This window comes from Exiguobacterium sp. E4787 (assembly GCF_018618375.1).
GTDB lineage: Bacteria > Bacillota > Bacilli > Exiguobacteriales > Exiguobacteriaceae > Exiguobacterium > Exiguobacterium chiriqhucha.
In genome coordinates, this window is record NZ_JACSLY010000011.1 from 31,030 (window position 1) to 48,822 (window position 17,793).

The 17,793-nt window shown below is 54.3% G+C and carries 17 protein-coding genes; 10 read left to right on the forward strand and 7 right to left on the reverse strand.

All coding sequences use genetic code 11. The annotated features are described in order from the left end of the window. Positions 1 to 5: 5 nt before the first annotated feature. The 6 genes from KNP80_RS12285 to KNP80_RS12310 all read left to right on the forward strand — a co-directional run bounded on the left by KNP80_RS12285 (position 6) and on the right by KNP80_RS12310 (position 5,264). A complete protein-coding gene (locus KNP80_RS12285; RefSeq protein ID WP_214834831.1) occupies positions 6 to 722 on the forward strand; it encodes a WbqC family protein in 717 nt (238 codons plus the stop codon). A 10-nt stretch (positions 723 to 732) separates the two neighbouring features. Further along, positions 733 to 1,908, forward strand: a complete 1,176-nt coding sequence (locus KNP80_RS12290; protein WP_214832197.1) for a DegT/DnrJ/EryC1/StrS family aminotransferase — start codon at positions 733 to 735, stop codon at positions 1,906 to 1,908. Further along, entirely contained in the window at positions 1,908 to 2,879 is a 972-nt protein-coding gene (rfbA, locus tag KNP80_RS12295) for a glucose-1-phosphate thymidylyltransferase RfbA (protein ID WP_214718222.1), read from the forward strand. Before KNP80_RS12290 ends, rfbA begins: the two co-directional genes overlap by 1 nt. Then, positions 2,785 to 3,843, forward strand: a complete 1,059-nt coding sequence (gene rfbB, locus KNP80_RS12300) for a dTDP-glucose 4,6-dehydratase (RefSeq protein WP_214832196.1) — start codon at positions 2,785 to 2,787, stop codon at positions 3,841 to 3,843. The genes rfbA and rfbB overlap by 95 nt, the downstream gene beginning before the upstream one ends. A gap of 11 nt (positions 3,844 to 3,854) precedes the next feature. Next, positions 3,855 to 4,481 carry a sugar transferase gene (locus KNP80_RS12305; protein WP_214832195.1) on the forward strand — a complete coding sequence of 209 codons (627 nt, stop codon included), beginning with the start codon at positions 3,855 to 3,857 and terminating at the stop codon, positions 4,479 to 4,481. A 138-nt stretch (positions 4,482 to 4,619) separates the two neighbouring features. After that, on the forward strand, positions 4,620 to 5,264 hold the full coding sequence (locus KNP80_RS12310) for a thioredoxin domain-containing protein (RefSeq protein WP_214832194.1): 645 nt from the start codon (positions 4,620 to 4,622) through the stop codon (positions 5,262 to 5,264). A gap of 34 nt (positions 5,265 to 5,298) precedes the next feature. On the opposite strand, the gene KNP80_RS12315 is transcribed toward KNP80_RS12310, so the two are convergent. The 4 genes from KNP80_RS12315 to KNP80_RS12330 form a co-directional block, all read right to left on the reverse strand. Next, positions 5,299 to 6,153 carry a polysaccharide deacetylase family protein gene (locus tag KNP80_RS12315; RefSeq protein WP_214834832.1) on the reverse strand — a complete coding sequence of 285 codons (855 nt, stop codon included), beginning with the start codon at positions 6,151 to 6,153 and terminating at the stop codon, positions 5,299 to 5,301. Further along, positions 6,153 to 6,632 carry a poly-beta-1,6-N-acetyl-D-glucosamine biosynthesis protein PgaD gene (pgaD, locus tag KNP80_RS12320; protein ID WP_214832190.1) on the reverse strand — a complete coding sequence of 160 codons (480 nt, stop codon included), beginning with the start codon at positions 6,630 to 6,632 and terminating at the stop codon, positions 6,153 to 6,155. The genes KNP80_RS12315 and pgaD overlap by 1 nt, the downstream gene beginning before the upstream one ends. Next, a complete protein-coding gene (pgaC, locus tag KNP80_RS12325; protein ID WP_214832188.1) occupies positions 6,590 to 7,849 on the reverse strand; it encodes a poly-beta-1,6-N-acetyl-D-glucosamine synthase in 1,260 nt (419 codons plus the stop codon). The genes pgaD and pgaC overlap by 43 nt, the downstream gene beginning before the upstream one ends. Positions 7,850 to 7,968: 119 nt before the next feature. Further along, a complete protein-coding gene (locus KNP80_RS12330; protein WP_214832186.1) occupies positions 7,969 to 8,214 on the reverse strand; it encodes a hypothetical protein in 246 nt (81 codons plus the stop codon). 126 nt (positions 8,215 to 8,340) lie between these two features. On the opposite strand from KNP80_RS12330, the gene KNP80_RS12335 reads away from it, so the two are divergent. Continuing rightward, complete coding sequence (locus KNP80_RS12335; RefSeq protein ID WP_214834833.1) at positions 8,341 to 9,582, forward strand: UDP-glucose dehydrogenase family protein; 1,242 nt, start codon at positions 8,341 to 8,343, stop codon at positions 9,580 to 9,582. 34 nt (positions 9,583 to 9,616) lie between these two features. On the opposite strand, the gene KNP80_RS12340 is transcribed toward KNP80_RS12335, so the two are convergent. Next, a complete protein-coding gene (locus tag KNP80_RS12340; RefSeq protein ID WP_214834834.1) occupies positions 9,617 to 10,090 on the reverse strand; it encodes a DinB family protein in 474 nt (157 codons plus the stop codon). A 107-nt stretch (positions 10,091 to 10,197) separates the two neighbouring features. Between KNP80_RS12340 and KNP80_RS12345 the strand changes: the two genes are divergently transcribed. Both KNP80_RS12345 and KNP80_RS12350 read left to right on the forward strand, forming a co-directional pair. Then, positions 10,198 to 10,926 (forward strand): DUF3784 domain-containing protein, encoded by a 729-nt coding sequence (locus KNP80_RS12345; RefSeq protein ID WP_214834835.1) that lies wholly within the window; start codon positions 10,198 to 10,200, stop codon positions 10,924 to 10,926. Then, a complete protein-coding gene (locus KNP80_RS12350; protein WP_214718193.1) occupies positions 10,923 to 11,189 on the forward strand; it encodes a hypothetical protein in 267 nt (88 codons plus the stop codon). Before KNP80_RS12345 ends, KNP80_RS12350 begins: the two co-directional genes overlap by 4 nt. A gap of 32 nt (positions 11,190 to 11,221) precedes the next feature. Here KNP80_RS12350 and KNP80_RS12355 read toward each other — a convergent pair whose 3' ends face one another. Further along, entirely contained in the window at positions 11,222 to 13,930 is a 2,709-nt protein-coding gene (locus KNP80_RS12355; protein WP_214834836.1) for an EAL domain-containing protein, read from the reverse strand. Between the two features lie 115 nt (positions 13,931 to 14,045). Then, positions 14,046 to 15,650 (reverse strand): C40 family peptidase, encoded by a 1,605-nt coding sequence (locus KNP80_RS12360; protein WP_251132391.1) that lies wholly within the window; start codon positions 15,648 to 15,650, stop codon positions 14,046 to 14,048. A gap of 279 nt (positions 15,651 to 15,929) precedes the next feature. On the opposite strand from KNP80_RS12360, the gene KNP80_RS12365 reads away from it, so the two are divergent. After that, a complete protein-coding gene (locus tag KNP80_RS12365; RefSeq protein WP_214834837.1) occupies positions 15,930 to 17,783 on the forward strand; it encodes a sensor domain-containing phosphodiesterase in 1,854 nt (617 codons plus the stop codon). Positions 17,784 to 17,793 lie beyond the last annotated feature (10 nt).

A 17,793-nucleotide genomic window follows, 5' to 3' on the forward strand; every position in this document is an offset into this window, starting at 1 on the left:
ATGTCATGAACGTGGCCATTATGCAGCCTTACTTCTTCCCATATATCGGGTACTTCCAATTGATTCATGCGGTCGATACGTTCGTTGTGTATGACGACGTTCATTTCATCAAAAAAGGATGGATTCATCGCAATCGAATTCTGATGGACGGTAGTCCTCATCCGATTACCTTATCCATTCAGAAGATGAGCCAGAATCGTTTGATTTGCGATCATGAGCGTGCGCAACCAGACGAAATCGTCGAACAACAGTTGAAATTATTGCGACACGCCTATCACAAAGCCCCTCAATTTGAACACGTCTTCCCGTTACTCGAACGCGTGATTCGTCATCCTGAGCGAAACGTCGGGAAGTATTTGGCATACAGCATCGAGGAAGTCGCTCGATACCTCGGTATCTCAACGACATTCATTCTCTCGTCAGAATTGAACGCTGGGGTTGGATTGAAGGGGCAAGCGAGAATCCTCAATATATGTGGGCGCTTGAGGGCGACGCATTACGTGAATGCCATCAACGGCATGGACTTGTACGATACCGAGGTGTTCAAACAGGCGGGAATCGATTTATCGTTCATCGAGACCGAACCGATCATTTACCATCAAGGATCATGTCCGTTTCAAGCGAATCTGTCCATCATCGACGTGATGATGCATTGTCCCAAACAGGAAATCCAGCTCATTCTTGAACGTTACGCACTCGTCTCGAATCGCCAAGTGACCTAGGAGGTGCCTTATGCTACACATCGTCGATATCCAATCCGCAGCATTCCCGTCTTATCCAGTAGTAAACAAACCTGACAGCAAACCGACAGCTATTCCGGTTACGAAATCCATGCTCCCTTCCCTTGAAGAGTACACGGATGAGATTCGTGACTTGTGGGTATCGGGATGGTTGACGAACAACGGCACTAAACATCAGCAACTTGAACGGGAGTTGATCGAATATTTGGGGGTCGAACACTTATCCCTATTCACGAACGGGCACTTGGCGCTCGAGGCGGCGATTGAAGCTCTCGGATTGACAGGTGAGGTCATTACGACGCCTTTCACTTTTGCTTCGACAAGTCATGCACTGATTCGTAAAGGGCTAACACCCGTTTATGGAGACATCCGATCCGATGACTTTACGCTCGATGCTACCAAATTAGAACATTTAATTACACCCAAAACTTCGGCCATCCTTCCTGTTCATGTATACGGAAATGTATGTGACGTTGAGGCCATCGAGGCGATTGCCAAACGACACAACCTGAAAGTGATTTATGATGCGGCCCATACGTTCGGCGTCACAGTGAACGGACGAGGAATCGGAACGTTCGGTGACGTCTCAATGTTCAGTTTTCACGCCACGAAAGTGTTCCATACCATCGAAGGAGGAGCTCTGACGTACAATGACCCGGCGCTGAAACATCGTTTCGACCAATTGAAAAACTTTGGCATCACCGGACCGGAAACGGTGGAAGTGACGGGGGGGAACGCCAAAATGAATGAATTTCAAGCAGCGATGGGTCTATGTAACCTGCGCCATATCGATGAGACGATTGCGCGGCGGAAGCAAGTACGTGAACTCTATGACACGCTGCTCAGCGGTCTCGATGGCATTCGCATCCTGAAACCACAACCGGGCGTTGAAACGAACCATTCCTACTATCCGATCATCATGACGTCAGAGGAAAATCGGCGGGATGAACTGCATGACGCCTTGGCGAAAGAAGGGATCTTCACCCGGAAATACTTCTATCCACTCGTAACGGATTATGCGTGGAATCATAATCGTTTCGCGAGCCGTCGCACACCCGTTGCCCGCACGATTGCCGAACGGGTACTGACACTTCCACTTTATCCAGACCTCACTACAGAAGACGTAACCCGGATTTGTACCACGATTCAAGAAAGGGTGATGAAGTGATGAAAGGAATCATATTAGCAGGTGGGAACGGAACGCGTCTCTATCCGATGACGAAGGCCGTCTCGAAACAACTGTTACCAATCTACGATAAGCCGTTGATTTATTACCCGATGTCCGTCCTGATGCTGGCGGGAATTCGGGAGATTCTACTCATTTCGACTCCACAAGATATCGGCGGATACGAGCGATTATTCGGGGACGGGCATCAACTCGGTATCGACATCTCGTATAAAGTACAGACCAAGCCGGTTGGGCTGGCAGATGCATTTATTTTAGGAGCTGACTTCATCGGGGACGACTCGGTCTGTCTCATCTTGGGCGACAACGTGTTTTATGGACCGGATTTAACGCGATTCTTGAAACATGCACAATCGAAAAAACAAGGAGCGACGGTCTTTGGCTATCCGGTAAAAGATCCACGAGCATTTGGTGTCGTTGAATTTGATTCACAAAATCGAGTGGTCTCGATTGAAGAGAAACCGGCCGAACCAAAATCGAATTATGCGGTCCCAGGTCTATATTTTTACGACAATCAAGTCGTTGAGTTCGCCAAACGTGTTGAGCCTTCTGCACGAGGAGAGCTCGAAATCACGTCAATCAATAATATGTATCTGGAACGCGGAGAGTTGAACGTCGTTTTGTTCGGCCGCGGGATGGCGTGGCTCGATACCGGCACACCAGAAGGCATGATTAAAGCGGCTGTGTTCGTTCAAACGGTTCAAGAACGTCAAGGCTATTACATTGCCTGTCTCGAGGAAATTGCATGGCGCCGCGGGTTCATTTCACGAGATGAGTTGAAAGATATTGGTTTGACGCTCAAGATGACGGATTATGGACAATATCTCTTATCACTCGTCGAGGAAGGGGAGAGAACGGATGCGAACGATTCTAGTGACTGGCGGAGCCGGGTTCATCGGTTCAAATTTCATAAAACACTTACGGGCAAAACATCCGACGTACCGCATTCTTAACGTCGATGTGCTCACCTATGCAGGGAACTTGGAGAATTTGCGCGAGTTCGAAGCCGATTCGCTCTATCATTTCGAAAAGGTTGATATCCGTGACCGTCAAGCAATTGAACGGTTGTTTCGAACATATGATGTGGATGAAGTCGTTCACTTTGCTGCAGAATCACATGTGGACCGGAGTATCACCGAGCCGGAGCTGTTTTTGACGACAAACATTCTAGGGACGCAAGTGTTGCTCGACACGGCGATGCGACATTGGAAACGTGAACCTGACAATAAATATAGTCGTGACTATAAACCATCCGTCTGTTTCGTCCATGTCTCGACCGACGAAGTGTACGGATCCCTCGGAGCGACCGGTTATTTCACAGAAGACTCACCCATCGCCCCGAATAGTCCATATTCCGCCTCGAAAGCAAGCTCTGATTTACTCGTTCGAGCCTATTACGAGACGTATGGATTGCCGGTCAAGACGACCCGATGCAGCAATAACTACGGGCCGTATCAATTCCCGGAAAAACTCATCCCGCTCATGATTCATAAATGTATGTCGAATCTGCCATTGCCAGTCTATGGAGACGGGCAACAGATTCGAGACTGGCTTCATGTAAGCGATCATTGTGAAGCCATCGATGTCGTTCGAGAACATGGGTACTTCGGCGAAGTGTACAATATCGGCGGTCATAATGAAAAGACGAACTTGGAGCTCGTGCAAATCATCATCAACGCGTTCGGTCAGTCAGAAGAATTGATTCAATTCGTCAAAGATCGTCCGGGGCATGATCGACGCTATGCCATCGATGCGACCAAGATGGCCGATGAATTAGGGTGGACCCCACGATATCAATTCGAAGAGGGAATCGCCGAAACGATTCAGTGGTACGTGGAGCATCCTGAATGGATTGAACGAATCGTATCTGGTGCGTATCGAACCTATTACGATTCGATGTATTCTTCGTTCCGATAGGAGGGGTTACCATGTACGAACGTTTGATGAAGCGTCCACAAGACGCAATTCTTGCGACGGTTTCTTTACTCGTTTTAAGTCCTGTTCTTCTGACGATCGCTGGTCTCATCAAGTGGAAAATCGGTGGGCCGGTGTTATTCAAGCAGAAACGTCCCGGCAAGGACGGCGTTATCTTCGAGATGGTGAAATTTCGGACGATGACCGACGCGCGGGATGAGCATGGTGAACTGTTGCCGGACGAGGTGCGCTTGACTCCATTCGGGCAGACGCTTCGATCGCTCAGTCTGGATGAGTTACCGAGCTTACTCAATATCGTCAAAGGCGACATTGCGATTGTCGGACCGCGTCCGTTGCTCGTCGAATATTTGCCCCGATACAACGAGGAGCAGCGCCGACGTCACGATGTACGTCCTGGACTGACGGGACTTGCCCAAGTGAACGGCCGCAACCGGCTGTCCTGGCAGGACCGATTCGCCCTCGACGTGCAATATGTCGACAACGTCACGTTCTTTAATGACTGGAAGATTATCTTGCAAACGGTCCTTAAAGTCGTGAAGAAGGATGGGATTTCGTCCGATACGGCGGTGACGATGGAGGCGTTTATGGGGAATGAGAAGGTAACAAACATCGTCAAATAGAGCGAGCAGGCCATGCGGTCCGCTCGTTTTTTTGTGTGTCATTTCTTTTGATGAACTTCACCAGAACGTCACTCGAGTCTGATAGTCAGACATGATATAACTAAAAATGTGAACAATTGAGCATATGGAGGTTTATATATGAAACGATTTTATCTACTATTCGTCGGACTCATCCTGATTCTTTCTGCCTGCAGCCAAAGTGAGGCCGTCGACTCGACGAAACAGCATACATACACGAAGTACGAGCTCCCGCTCGAGGACAAGGTCGCGCTCGGGGAAGGAGAGCACGAGATCGTGTTCGTCTTCGACTACAGTTGCCCGTGGTGCAAGAAGTGGATGGAAGAGGTACTACCGGAGATCGAGGAGCGCTGGATTGACACGGGCGAGGCGACGTTCAAAGGACAGCCGCTTGTCCTGTTGAACGAACAGTCACAACTGCTCGCGAACGTGGATTATAATGTGGAACGGCTCATCCCGGACCGTTACTATGAAGTGCAGCGCGCCATCGGACACGACTCGGGGTCGGACGGCTTCGGGACGGAAGCCCATGTCCAAAAAATCGCCTCTGAGTTCAACCTGAATGTGGACGAACTGCTTGAGAACCACGTCGATATCGGCATCCAGAACTCACGGCTGTTCACGCGCGACTTCGGTGTGGCCTATGTGCCGACGGTGTACGTCGACGGCATCCAGCTCGTCGATGCGTTCAGTTTAGAAGAGATGGAGAAAATCATGGACGGCACTATTCAAGCAGGCGACGAAGTCGAACTCCCGGAAGACTAAAATAACCCCTCCGTCGCAGTGACGAGGGGTTATCTCATAGACGCTCGAAATACGGTTTGACGAATAACTCGAACAGTTCGGCGTCGAGCAGGTAACGGTTCGTGAAGAACGGGGCGTTGTCGGGTGTAATCGGGTTCGGGCTCAAGATGAACGCCTGCTCGAAACCGAGCTCCTGCACCGTCGCCGTGACAGCGTCGTTCGTGTTGCCGAACGGGTAAGCAATCGTCGTGACACGTGTGCCGAGGTGCTTCTCGATGGCGGCGATACTGGTCTCCAAATCTTGCCGGAGTTCGTCTTGCATGTCTTCCGGCAAGAACACGGCGCCTCCGTCTTTGACGTAGTGCATGTCGTGCGTATGCGTCCCGAAGTCGGCGAGTCCGCTCGCCTGCATGTCCTTCAATTTGCTCCATGGGGCGAGGTCCAAGTTTTGGAACGCCTCGCCGACGTGACCGGTGATGATGAACAGCGTGAACGGGATTTGCTTGGCTTTTAAAATTGGGAACGCGTTCTCGTAGACGGTATGGTCGACGTCATCGAACGAGATCCATACACATTTGTCTGGAATCGGCTCCCCGGCGCGATAGGCGAGCAGGTCGGCCTGCGTCGCGAAGTGAACGCCCTCCTCTTGGAGCCACGTCATCTGTTGCTCGAATTCGTCGGCATACACATTGTAGCGGACCAGTTCGGACGAGTCGGTCACGTTCTCGACAAATTTGTTCCAAATATTCGGCCGCTTGACGCGGTGATAGTTGAGGCCGATACAGACGTTCTCGGTCGGGAGGAGCGCCGCATCAGGGACGTCCTCATGCGACGTCGAGGACACGTCGTATACCTTCCAGGCGATGCCACCAATAATCATCAGAACGACAAACCATTTCACGTAGCGCATCATTTCAACTCTTTCACTGGGTTTTCTGTAAACACGATAACCTTATCGGATTGAAGCCGGGCGATATCTTCCGGTTCCATCAAGTCGAGTTTGAGCCAATCGTCGAGCGTCGTGTCTGTCGGCATCTGCCGGCGGTTGAGTGGGCCGTACTTCCGCCTGTTGTACGTCCGCCAAAGGAAGAGCAAGAGGGCGGCAACGAACGACGAGACGAGCCCGAAGTAGAGCAGCTCGCGGATGTCGGCGTTCGTGACGTTCAAGGCGGTCTTGAGGATGGCGATATAACGGTCGTTCACGTCGATGACGGCGCTAAGGAAGAACCACGTGACGATGAACGTATACAACCAGAACACGACCGTGAGCAACAGCTCGATCCCTTTGCGGAACACGTTCTGTTTCGTTTTAACGAGAATCTCTTGCTCGTAATCATATAAATCACTTACAGGCTGCTTCTCCGTGTCCCCCGGTCTGGTGAACTCCATGTCGCATAGCCTCCTTTCACACGGGCTCTAATCGCTTTTGGCGTCGCCGCGATGACGACGAACGTGTTGAGCATCCAGTAGATGACCGGATACCAAGCGGCCCAGACGTAATATTTGAATACTTTATCATAACGGGCGTCGTTCCAGAGCGAGATGATCAGCTGGACGTGGCTGACGAGGACGAGCGCGAACGAGTTGTACGTGAACCAAATCAACATATCCTGCCACGTGTCGGCTGTCGCGAACAGATACACGGTGACGATGAGCCACGCGTATGCCCAAAGGACGCTGATGACTTGTTCGATATAGACGGGCCAAATCCGGCGCTGGCGCCAGTCCTTGAAGATATCGAAGTGACGCAAGACGACCTCTTGTCCGCCTTGTGACCAGCGCACACGTTGTTTCCAAATGCCTGAGATGGACTCCGGAACGAGCATCCAGCAGAGGGCGCGCGGCTCATAGCGGATGTCCCAGAAGTTCTTCTGGAGCTTCCATGAGACGGCGATATCCTCGGTGATCATGTCGCGGTCCCAAAGACCGACCGATAGTAACGCTTTCTTGCGGAACATGACGATGACGCCGGAGACGGTCATAATTTTACCCATGACGCGCTGCGTCCGTTTGATCGACCCGATAATCGACGAGTACTCGACGAGTTGCATCCGGCTGAGGAGCGTGTCGCGGTTGCGGATGCGAGGATTGCCGGTGACGGCACCGACGCGCTCACCGCGGTTCAAGAAGTGACGGACGAGATAGTACGGTGCCTCTTCACTGAGGAAGGCGTCCGAGTCGACGCAAAGCAAGTACTCCGAACGGGCGGCGTGGGCGGCCATATGTAGCGCGTTCGCCTTGCCTCGGTTCTCATGACAGTCGATGACACGCAAGCGCTCGTACTCGTCGGCGAGTCCAACGAGAATGTCGCCGGTCTTGTCACGGCTGCCATCGTTGACGGCGATAATCTCAAAGTTCGGATAGGTGAGACGGTCCAAATACTCAATCGTCTCGGCAATCGTCTCTTCTTCGTTATAACAAGGAATCAAGATACTGATGAGCGGCCATTCCCGCTCCTTCAAATCGAGGTCCTCCTCTTTTTCCCGTGTCAAGCTGAATAAGAGAGCGCCAGCAATCCAAAACAGCGCCATGAAGAACGGATACCAAAACACAAATTGGGCCAGTGGTTCGATCCAAGGTGCGATGTCGAGCCCGTAAAAATTCATAAGTAGTCTCCCCTTATTTTCAAAAAACCATGTACTGACAGTATGATAGCATCAAAAAAATGTTTTCCCATATTTATCAAAAAACTTGTACAGAAATTGAAAAAGACATTCGACGCGTGTCAAATGTCTTGGTGCTTGTTCAGTTTCGTCCGTCTGTCTTTGCGCCATTTCCAAACGAACAAACCGATTAGCGCGAGGACAGGGGCCGCAACCCAAGGGCGGGCTTCGATGATGGAGACGAGCTCGAAAATCGAGAGCCATCCGCTGATCATGATGAGAATCAGCAGGAAAGTCTTGAGTCCACCTCGAATAGGAAACCAGTAGAACACGAAGAGCGTAATCAAAAAGAAAGCGAGCAATCCCATGCGGTTATTCCTTTCTAGCCTCATTTTGACTCATTATAGCAGAGAATATTCAGAGAGTGTTAGAGCCTTCCCTTGCTCGCCGCTTTTCGGTACTGTTAATAGAAGACTATTGAAGGAGGAACTATCGTGAAATTTGGAATCATCGGCCTTGGCTATGTCGGGCTGGCCACCTTATGCGGGCTAGCAAAAGCGGGGCATGAAGTCATCGGTGTCGAGAAAGATCAACCGAGACTGCTCCGCCTCATGAACGGGGACGTCCCGTTCCACGAACCAGGCATGGCAGACGTGTTACGCGACCATCACGGATCAATCACGTTCACGGACTCGATTGCCGATACGGAAACGGCCGACTATCTCGTCCTCGCCGTCGGGACGCCAAGCAAACAAGACGGAAGTTGTGACTTAACGTTCGTCGACGCGGCCTTGTCCGAGGTCAACTCGAAACATAAAATCATCATCCGCAGCACGGTGCCGCCGGGGACGACTGACATGCTGTCGGTCATGTATCCGGCCCACACGTTCGCTGTCGTACCAGAGTTTCTCCAAGAGGGGCGCGCCCTCGCCGACGTGTTGAAACCACACCGCGTCGTCATCGGCAGTGACAACCTCGAGATGTGTGAGGAACTGGCAGGCATCTACGGACGCCTCGGTGTCCCGATCGTCTGTACGTCGCCGATTGACGCCGAGTTCATCAAGTACGCCTCGAACGCGTTCCTCGCCACGAAGATCAGTTTCATCAACGATTTGGCGCGTCTCGCCGACAAGGCAGGGGCGGACATCACAACAATCGCCGACGGGATGGGGCTCGACCCGCGCATCGGACGTTCGTTCTTGAACGCCGGTCTCGGCTACGGGGGATCGTGCTTCCCGAAAGACATGCACGCGCTCTTGAACGTCGCGAGCGAGAATGAGCTCGACTTGCCGGTCATCAGAGCCGCCATGCACGCGAACGACGCCCAGATGGCGTACGTCGCCTCGAAAGTCGAACCGACGAGCGACCTCAAAGTCGCCTTCCTCGGCCTCGCCTTCAAACCGGGGACGGACGACATGCGCGACGCGCCTTCGCTCACACTCGCTCAACTGTTGACGGTGCGTGGAGTCGAAGTCATCGGTTACGACCCGCTCGCCAAGTGGGACTTCCCCCAAGCGGAGACGGTCGAAGCGGCGCTCGAGGGAGCGGACATCGCCATCCTCGTTACGGAATGGGACGAACTCGTCGCGTTGAAACCGGAAGCGTTCGACGGGATGCGGACGAAGCGCTTGATCGATGCCCGTAACGCGTGGAAATACGCACGCGACCCGGGCGCCGTCCAGTACGAAGGGGTCGGTCGGATGCAAAACAAGGAGAATACACCGTCATCGATGTGACGAAAGGCGAGACCCCACGGGGCCTCGCCTTTTTTCACGCCTTCATCTGTTCTTTCGTCGGTCCCATGACGCCCGGGACCGTGAGTCCCGCCTGACGGAGGAGCACCGTCATCTGGCCGCGGTGGTGCGTCTGATGGTCGATCATCATGCGCAAGACGGCGCCACGCGGTTGTTTCGCGCCGTGGACGTCGACCTCTTCTAACAAGTAGTCGTCCGAGAACTGTTCGGCCGCCTGTGCAATCTCATCGGCGTAGCGCTCGTATTGATCGGCGATCGCCTTGGCGTCGCTCGGTTGCGTCAAACTCTTCAGCGACGACAAGCGGAAACCGAGCAAGTTCGTGAAATAGCCGAGCGCGGTCGTCACGTGCCAGCCGATCCAGCCGAGCGAGTTGTGGCCAGGGACGATTTCCTGTCCGAGCGCTTCGTCCGTGACGGCGCGGAGCACGTCGAGCGTGCCGGTCGATGATTTGGTCCAATCTTGTAAAAAATCTGCTTTCGTGCGATACATCGAATTCCTCCTTGAACGTTCTACCCTGAGTATACGACGCAGATTCACGATTTTGAAACGTTCGGTCTCGTTTTCACGTAGACTATAGAAGAAAGGGGGACACCACTATGTGGGGACTCGTGATTGCAGCACTCATTCTATTCTTGCTCGGTTTCGCCGTCCATCGGTTAGGTTGGCACTTCCTCATCTCTGGCTATAACACGATGAAGCGCGAGGATAAGGAACGCGTCAACATCAAGGCGGTGGCGCGGTTAATCGGCTTCATGTGTTACGGGATCGCAACAATCTTTCTCGTCATTGTCGCCATTGACGTGTCGGGTCTCGACATTCCGCTCGAGCCATTGTTTCTGCTCATCGTCGCGCTCGTTGTCGTCACGCTTTGGCGCGCCCAAAAGTATGACGGGAATATTTTTGATGAGCGCGGTAAGCTTCGTCCTGGAGGCAAGAAGAAACTCATCCCGCTCATCCTCGTCTTGACGCTCATCCTGGGATTTGTCGGGGGCCTCTTGTTCTGGTTCAGTCAGCCGACCGAGGTGACGCTCACCGATTCGGCGCTCATCATCGAGGGCGGTTACGGTGAGACGGTGCCGTATGATGAAATCGAGACCGTGACATTGACGTATCGGCCGAGCCTCGCCCGTCGTACGAACGGGGCCGCCGTCGGTTCACGCCTGACCGGACATTTCCGGACGACGAACGGGGAGGACGTGCTCGTCTTCATCGACCGGGACATCGACGTGGTCGTCCGGATCGACTGGAGCGGCAAACCGATTTATCTGAACGTCGAGTCGCATGAGGCGACGGAAGCGTTATATGAGGAGGTACGACAGAAATGACGCAACCTTGGTATACACGGCACATGCCGTTCTTTTTCTTGACGTTCTTGTTCGCGCCGTTGACGCTGCTTTTGCTCGTTTGGCGCTGGGAGCGATTTGAAGGTCATGAGCGGGGCGTCAAGCTGTTCTTCGCCATCGGGATGACGGCGTTCATCGTGTTCGGGCTGTTGCCGCGCGGGTCGTTACCGGTCATCTTGCCGGTCATCGGACTGTTGATCGCGTTGAAGCTCGTCCTCAATCTCATCAAACAAAAGACCGGCTGACATGTGTCAACCGGTCGAATGGGGGCGCTCGCTCAGGCGAAATGCCCTCTTTTGTCGTTCACCCACGTCTCAAAAGCTGTCGCGTCAAGGGCCGGGGCGTAATAATAGCCTTGCCCGAGTTCGACCCCTTCCGCGATAATCCGCTCGAGGTCCTGTTTCGTCTCGATGCCCTCGGCGAGCGAGGTCAATTTCTGTTCACTCGCGAAGCGGGAGACGGCGCGGAGGAATGATGTGCTGTCCTTCGCTTTGCCGCTGACGTACATGCGGTCGATTTTCACTTCTTGAATCGGCAAGTGCCAAATCGCTTCGAACGAGGCGTAGCCGGTGCCGAAGTCGTCAATCGAGAGGCAATAGCCGAGATCGGCGATGTCTTCGAGCCGCTCGAGCTCGTTCGTGTGCGACATGATGTCCGCCGACTCGGTCAGTTCGATTTTCAACCGGTCGGGCAGCCATGGATACGTCGCGATCAAGTCGCGCAGCTTGGTGACGATGGACGGGTCGACCGAATGGGCCGACAAGTTATACGACAACGAGATATCGGCGAACGGCGTGTCGCGCCAGGCGACGAGCTGTTCGACGACCAAATCGAGAATCGAGTGCGACAGCCAGAGAATCTGGTCCGAGCGTTCGGCGATGCGGATGAACTCGTTCGGTGGCACGTTGCCGATGTCCGGGTGTTGCCAGCGGGCGAGCGCCTCGGCCCCGACGACCCGGCCCGTCTTCAACTCGACTTGCGGCTGATAGGCGACGGTGATATGTCCTTGCTCGATCGCCTCTGGGAGCGCCTGTTCAATCAAGGCGGCCCATTGGAGCTGGGCGAGGATGCTCGAGTCGTACCAGACGAACGGGTTCCGCGTCTCTTTGGCGTGTTGCAACGCCTTCGTCGCCTCGAACAGACAATCGTTAAAGCTCGGCGTCGTATGCGTCGCCCCGATTTGAAGGTGGACGGTCTGGCGTTTCTGGTTAATCAATAGCTCGGTCGGGAACAGCTCCAACAATTCGGTCTCGTCGACATTGCGAAGCCCTTTCACATACAGCATGAGCGTGTCGTCCCGGTAACGGCCGAACAAGTGGTGCGCGTACTTCTCGAGCCGGTCCTCGACGTGACGGGCGAACTCGGTCATGAGCAGGTCGGCGTACGTCGGATCGTACCAGTCAACGAGGTGATGGAAGTCGTTCAATTTAATCAAGAGGAACGTCCCATCGATATCCTGTTTCTCCCACGCCCGCAGGAAGCCGTACTCGTTATATAGCTCGGTGGCGAGGTCGAACCGGACGAGCCGGTCGACCTTACGCTCGCGTTCGACGCGCTCGGTCTCATCTTCGAGGATGAGGTAATACGTGAGCGTCTCGCCGCGCTTGAGTGGGATGATTTTGACGTTCAAGAAACGGACGTGTTCACCTTTCAAATGCAGGATGAACTGAGCGCTCGTACCATTCTCCGTCACCCCGGCGAGCGCCTCGCGCAACAGGCGGCGGCCCGTGTCGGTGAACAGCTGGTTGATCTCATACAGGTTCCGTTCGCCAAAAAATTGGCGGAACACATCGTTTCGTTCGATGAAGTTGTATGTGTCGTCGATCAAGGCGATGGCGAGCCCTGTCTCGGAGAACAAGGACGACCAGCGCTCGTGATAGCGGAGCAAGTCGTTCGATTTTGTCTCGAGCGTGTGTACCGTCGAATGGACACTGGCGGCAATCTCGCGGAGCTCGTCCTCGATGCCACGGAAGTCGTGGCTCGGAGGGAACGAATCCTCGACCGGTTCCGTGCTCGGGTCGATGGCGAGGGCGCGTGCCTTCAAATGGCTCAAGTCGTGGGCGTACATCTTGCGTGTCGAGCATAGGGCGAACAAGAGCGCGCCTGATAAGAGGAGCGTGATGAGCAGGACGGCGATGGCGAGTGTGCCGTAACGGTCACGCTCGGTCATGAGCGTGTCGTCAGCCGCCGAGCGTACCGCTTGCAGCGCGGCGTGCGAATCCTCATAGAAACTCGTCCCGTTGACGTAACGGGCTTCAAGTGTCGAATTGGTGGCCGTCACCCGTCCGAGGGCGAGCGCGCTCTCAATCAAGTCGTCGACCGGTTTCGTGCCGAGGGACGGGTCGGTCGCGACGATGTCCTCGATCAGACGGGCCTCGTTCGCAATCGTCGAGACCTCAAACTCGAGCTGGTCTTGATCCGGTGTCTCGGCGAGCAGGTTCGTGACACCTTCGACGAACGCCATCTGCATGCGCATGATGGCATCGGTCAATTCATAGGCCGTGTTCTCTTGGGCGGTCCGTTCGAGCCCTTGATAGAGCCAGCGCCGGTTGATCGACTCGATGACGTCGAACGGCACGGCTTGGAAGCGGCTCGATCCGTCCTCGTTCAATGTGTCTTCAAGTTCTTCCGAGAAGCGTAGCAACGCCTCCCGTTCGCGCTCGTCGACCCCGGTCTCGAAGTCGTCGAGCAGTTGCGCGTTATATTGGAGCGCCCGTTCGCGGTATGGGGCCGACAGCAGCGCCGTCGGTTGCTCGGAGTTCGTCTCGTACAGCTTGGCCGCGTGATGCAAGACGAGATACGACTCGACGCCGGCCAAGTCGGAGGCGTGATTCAAGTCGCGCACCGTCTCGTCGACGGCGACGTGCTTTTCTTTCCAGTAATAGCTCAGGCCGAGCCCGAACAACAATACGCCGATGAGACAAGCGACGGCGAGGGCCATCGTGTAAATCCGGTACGGAATTTTAGCGAATCGATTGCTTCCCATCGGACACCTCCTTCTTTCTCTTCCCATTCTATCTTTCGTGTTCGAGTCTTTCGAGGGAAATCCTGCCCCACGAAAAAAAACCCGACAAAGGTCGGGTCAATGAATGCGCCAAAGGTCACGGTCGTTTGTAGCCGATGACGCGTGACTTCCAGTATGGCTCTTTACTGATCGTGTTATAGCCGAGGCCGTACGTCCCGGCGTGGATGAACGTGTCTGAATTGATCATGATGCCCATGTGTGACGGGCCGGCCGTATACGTGTTCTCAAAGAAGACGAGGTCGCCCGCTTGCGGGACGAACGTCTTGCTGAGCTGTGTTCCGAAATAAGACCCGGCCCAGTATGTGGCGACGTTCGTTCGTGGGACGCTGTAGCCTGCCTGGTTGAAGGCGTAATAGATGAGTCCAGAGCAGTCGAATCCGCCGTTGGCCGGGTTCGATGACGCCCAGATGTACGGGGTGCCGACATACTTCTTGGCGACCGCGATGGCAGCGAGGCCGGCACCTTGTGACGGAGCCGGAGTCGGGTTTACCGTAGACCCTTTCGGCACCGCTTTGACGTAAGACGCCGCGACGAAACCGGTCGTATTCCCGATATAGATTTGATGCCATCCGTTCGATGTCTGGACGATGCGGAGCGTCTGCCCGGCCGTGACACGGCCGATGATGGCCGAGCTCGTCGAGGCCGACGTGCGGACGTTCAACGATGGCGTATTCACGACGTAGTCGAACGAGGCGTTGCCGGCACCGCCGTCTCCGGCGTTCGGTGTGACCGGCGCGCTCGGTGCCGTCGTCGTCTGTTTCAAGTAACCGGTGCTGACGTAACCGCTCTTGCCGTTATACGTGATGTATACCCACGTGCCGCTCTGCTTCGTCGCTTTGACAGTTGTGCCGTTCGGGATGCTCGTGACGAGGGCGTAGCCGATCCCCGGACCTCGACGAACGTTCAAGTTGGCCGTCGTGACGTACGACTGGTTGATGCTCTGTTCTTTTGGCGCACTCGGTACTGCCGGCGTCGTCGGTTGACTTGGAGCCGGTGTGGGTGTCGAGGCCGCTTTCTGTAAATATGTATTGGCAACAAAGCCGGTTCTCGAGCCGAACTTGACGTGGGACCAGTTGCCCTCGACTTTTAATACGGTGACCGTTTGACCTTTCGGAATTGTGACGAGAACACTTGAATTCGTCGATTTCGAGGCCCGAAGGTTCAAATTGGCGGTCGTTTTCGATAACGTTGCCGATACGGTAGGCGGCGTCGACGTGTTCGGTGCGACCGGGGTAGCGGTTGTCGTCAAGTAGTCGTTATGCACCCAACCAGTCTTGCCGTTATACGTGACTTTTGACCAGGCGCCACTCGTTTGAATCACGTTAAGCGTTTTGCCTTTCGGGATTGTCGCGAGTACTTTATGTGATGTGCCGGCAGCGAAGCGCAAATTCAAGTTAGCTGAAGTGACGTGAGAGCGGTTCGATGTCGTCGCTGGTTTGAGCGCGCTTGGGGCGTTCCCGCTTAATTTGAGCGTCTGCCCGATGGCGAGACGGTCTGAGTTCAAGTTGTTGTAGGCTTTCAAGTTGGCAAGTGACACGTTGTGCTGTTGGCTGATTGACCAGAGCGTGTCACCCGCACGGACGACGTGTGAGCTGGCTGCTGCGACTTCGTCGGCCTGGGCGATGATGCTTACGGCGGCGATGGCTGCGAATGAGTACATGAGGCCGGACTTAGGGGACATTGGGTCACTTCCTTCTCTATGAGTGCTTTTGACAATTATCGACAGGTGAAGCAATACATGTTTATTGTAGGGTTTACGGAAACGGCAAGCAATGGTGGAAATGGCTCAATCCTTGGATTCCGTTAAAAATGAGGTCAATATTTTTCGTCACGGACGGGTCAACTGTACTAAAGAAACAGGGGAATCGAAAATTGACTTTCTGTTGAATTTTGGAAACCTATATATAGTTCTTTTCATGCTATCATGAATGCAAAAAGTATGAACGAGAGTAGGGGACTTATGAACGAGGGGAACTTTTCAACACAATCATATCGAAAACATCAAGAGAAACTGTTCGAACTCGTCCGCATGCCTGAGGTGACGGAAGCGGCGGTGCGACAAGCGCTCTCCTATATGTGTGAGGTCGTCTCGGACATGCTCGACGTTGACACGGTCTCGATTTGGCACTTCGATGAGTCGTACTCTTCGATCTCCTGCCAAGTCGCTTATTCGAAAGAGAACGGGCCGAGCGAACCGGTGTTGAAGGTCATGCGTGGGGACGCACCTGTCTATTTCGACGCCTTGCGGACGAACCGGGTACTTCCGTTCGAGGACGTCCGGACGCACGAGTGGGTGAAGGATCTGTATCAACAGTATTTCGTGGAAGGGCAACGGATCTATTCGATGCTCGATGCCCCGATTTATGCGAACAATCAGGCGAAAGGGGTCATCTGTTGTGAGACGTTTGCACCCCGGAAATGGACGTTCATCGAGGAGCTGATCGTCAGCACGCTGTCTGACTTTATCGCCATCCTTTATCTCCGGCTCGACCGCCGCGAGGTCGATGAACATATCGCCAAGCTCGCCTATACGGACGAACAGACGGGAATCATGAACTTGAACGGGTTTGTCGAACGGGTGGACGCGCTTCGCGAACAGACACCAAACCAACTTGGCTCATTGATTTATTTCCGGGTAGACGAGTTCCGTTCCGTCGAGACGGCGATTGGGATTCAGCGCGCCGATGAGATCGTCATCGAACTGTCGGAACGCCTCCAACAAGTCGTCGATGCGTCGCTCTTGGCGCGCGTCTCGCAATCCGGCTTCCTATTGTGGACGCCTTACGGCGACCGCATCAAAGTGAAGGCGCTCGCCGATTTGATTTGTGAGACGGTGACGAGCGAGCCGTTCGCGGTCGGGGAACTCGACGTCGTCTTGACGATGAGCGCCTTTATCTCGATTGAGGACAAGTCGCGTTCGACGCTCGAGATGATGGACACGACCCGAATCACGGCAAATGAGAACCACGTACAGCGTGGGGGTATCGCCTTCTACGAGGAAGAGATGGGCGAGAAGGCGACGGCCCGTCTGACGCTCGAGATGAATTTGCGAAAAGGGCTCGCCTTGAACGAGTTTACGCTCTATTATCAACCGAAGATTGAAGCGGCGACGGGCAAGCTGAAAGGATTCGAAGGGCTGATGCGCTGGATTCATCCGAAACAAGGATTGATTCCACCGCTCGACTTCATCCCGCTCGCCGAATCGACCGGCGTCATCATCGCGCTCGAAGAGTGGGCGCTCGAGGCGGCATGTCGCCAATTAAAGACGTGGCACGACGCGGGCCGGATGTATCAGCTCGCCTTAAACTTGTCGGCCCGTCATTTCCTGTCGGACGGGGTCGTCGAAAAGTTGGCCCACATCGTCAAGGAGATGGGCGTCTGCCCGAACTATTTGACGTTCGAGATCACCGAGAGCGTCGGGATGGAGAATCAGCAGCACGTCATCGAGCGGTTCGTCGCATTCCGGGAACAAGGCTTCTCGATCTCGATTGACGACTTCGGGACCGGCTTCTCGGCGTTCGTCTATTTGAAGCATTATCCGATTCATGAGATTAAAATCGACCGGCAGTTCATCCAAGTGACGGACAACGATCCGACCGGCAACGTCATCGTCCAGTCGATTATTGAGCTCGCCCGCGGGCTCGGTTTGAAGACGGTGTGCGAGGGGATTGAGACGACGGACCAGCGCGACACGCTCCGCTCGCTCGGCTGTGACGAGATGCAAGGCTACTTGTTCTCGCGTCCGCTCCCGATTGACGAGCTCGAGACGTGGATTGATGACTATGACACAACAAAGAAGGATTCGCTCCGTTGAGCGAATCCTT

Excerpts from the sequence above, each read along its gene's own strand:
- KNP80_RS12285 (WP_214834831.1), top strand. The coding sequence starts at position 6 with ATGAACGTGGCCATTATGCAGCCTTACTTCTTCCCATATATCGGGTAC.
- KNP80_RS12290 (WP_214832197.1), top strand. The coding sequence starts at position 733 with ATGCTACACATCGTCGATATCCAATCCGCAGCATTCCCGTCTTATCCA.
- rfbA (WP_214718222.1), top strand. The coding sequence starts at position 1,908 with ATGAAAGGAATCATATTAGCAGGTGGGAACGGAACGCGTCTCTATCCG.
- rfbB (WP_214832196.1), top strand. The coding sequence starts at position 2,785 with ATGCGAACGATTCTAGTGACTGGCGGAGCCGGGTTCATCGGTTCAAAT.
- KNP80_RS12305 (WP_214832195.1), top strand. The coding sequence starts at position 3,855 with ATGTACGAACGTTTGATGAAGCGTCCACAAGACGCAATTCTTGCGACG.
- KNP80_RS12310 (WP_214832194.1), top strand. The coding sequence starts at position 4,620 with ATGAAACGATTTTATCTACTATTCGTCGGACTCATCCTGATTCTTTCT.
- KNP80_RS12315 (WP_214834832.1), bottom strand. The coding sequence starts at position 6,153 with ATGCGCTACGTGAAATGGTTTGTCGTTCTGATGATTATTGGTGGCATC.
- pgaD (WP_214832190.1), bottom strand. The coding sequence starts at position 6,632 with ATGGAGTTCACCAGACCGGGGGACACGGAGAAGCAGCCTGTAAGTGAT.
- pgaC (WP_214832188.1), bottom strand. The coding sequence starts at position 7,849 with ATGAATTTTTACGGGCTCGACATCGCACCTTGGATCGAACCACTGGCC.
- KNP80_RS12330 (WP_214832186.1), bottom strand. The coding sequence starts at position 8,214 with ATGGGATTGCTCGCTTTCTTTTTGATTACGCTCTTCGTGTTCTACTGG.
- KNP80_RS12340 (WP_214834834.1), bottom strand. The coding sequence starts at position 10,090 with ATGTATCGCACGAAAGCAGATTTTTTACAAGATTGGACCAAATCATCG.
- KNP80_RS12345 (WP_214834835.1), top strand. The coding sequence starts at position 10,198 with ATGTGGGGACTCGTGATTGCAGCACTCATTCTATTCTTGCTCGGTTTC.
- KNP80_RS12350 (WP_214718193.1), top strand. The coding sequence starts at position 10,923 with ATGACGCAACCTTGGTATACACGGCACATGCCGTTCTTTTTCTTGACG.
- KNP80_RS12355 (WP_214834836.1), bottom strand. The coding sequence starts at position 13,930 with ATGGGAAGCAATCGATTCGCTAAAATTCCGTACCGGATTTACACGATG.
- KNP80_RS12360 (WP_251132391.1), bottom strand. The coding sequence starts at position 15,650 with ATGTCCCCTAAGTCCGGCCTCATGTACTCATTCGCAGCCATCGCCGCC.
- KNP80_RS12365 (WP_214834837.1), top strand. The coding sequence starts at position 15,930 with ATGAACGAGGGGAACTTTTCAACACAATCATATCGAAAACATCAAGAG.